We start from the raw sequence: 1,072 nt of genomic DNA, 5'->3' as shown, positions 1-1,072 counted from the left end.
TGTTCTGTCCCGGGAGGTTGTGGACGGGTGATGCAGGTCTCGGCTGAGGCGTCTTGAACGGGTGAGGGCCTTCCGGGTTCGGTGTGGATTGCGACATCTCCACCGGACGATCAGAAGGCCCTCATGCCCCACCGTAATGCACCCCTGACCGAGACCGGACGTCTCCGTCTGGCCCGCTGCGTGGTCGAGGACGGCTGGCCGCTGCGCCGGGCCGCCGAACGCTTCCAGGTCTCACCGACCACGGCCCAGCGGTGGGCCGACCGCTACCGGGCCCTGGGCGAGGCCGGCATGGCCGACCGCTCCTCCCGCCCGCACGCCAGCCCGCGCCGGACACCGACCCGCACCGAACGCCGGATCATCAAGGTCCGCCTCGCCCGCCGCTGGGGACCGGCCCGCATCGCCCACCTGCTCGGCCTGGTGCCCTCGACCGTCCACCGTGTCCTGACCCGGTTCGGCCTGGCCCGTCTCACACACCTGGACCGGGCCACCGGCCGGAACATACGCCGCTACGAACGCGAACGTCCCGGCGAGCTCGTCCACGTCGACATCAAGAAGCTCGGCAACATCCCCGACGGCGGCGGCCACAAGATGCTCGGCCGCCAGGCCGGCCGCAAGACGCGCAGGAACGCCGGATACAGCTACATCCACACCGCCGTCGACGACCACTCCCGCCTCGCCTACAGCGAGATCCTCACCGACGAGAAGAAGGAGACCGCCACCGCGTTCTGGACCCGGGCCCAGGCGTTCTTCACCTCCTGCGGCATCACCGTCGAACGGGTCCTGACCGACAACGGCTCCTGCTACCGCTCCCGCGACTGGCGCGACCTGCTGGCGGCGGCCGGGATCACCCACAAGCGAACCCGGCCCTACCGGCCCCAGACCAACGGCAAGGTCGAACGCCTCAACCGCACCCTCCTCGACGAATGGGCCTACGCCCGCCCCTACAAGTCAGAGCAGGAACGACGCGACGCCTTCCCCGACTGGCTGCACACCTACAATCACCACCGCGGACACACCGCACTCACAGGCAAACCACCCGCCAGCCGCGTCCCCAACCTCACAGGGCAATACA

At 69.6% G+C, this 1,072-nt stretch carries 1 protein-coding gene; it reads left to right on the top strand.

Features of this window, described 5'->3' with window-relative positions; all coding sequences use genetic code 11:
• Positions 1–123 precede the first annotated feature (123 nt).
• Positions 124–1,072, top strand: a 949-nt coding sequence (locus tag ACIPXM_RS35440; RefSeq protein WP_401664279.1) for an IS481 family transposase, incomplete at its 3' end; no start/stop codon positions are given.

This window comes from Streptomyces sp. NPDC090025 (assembly GCF_044748125.1).
GTDB lineage: Bacteria > Actinomycetota > Actinomycetes > Streptomycetales > Streptomycetaceae > Streptomyces.
This window is presented reverse-complemented; position numbering and strand designations above follow the sequence as displayed.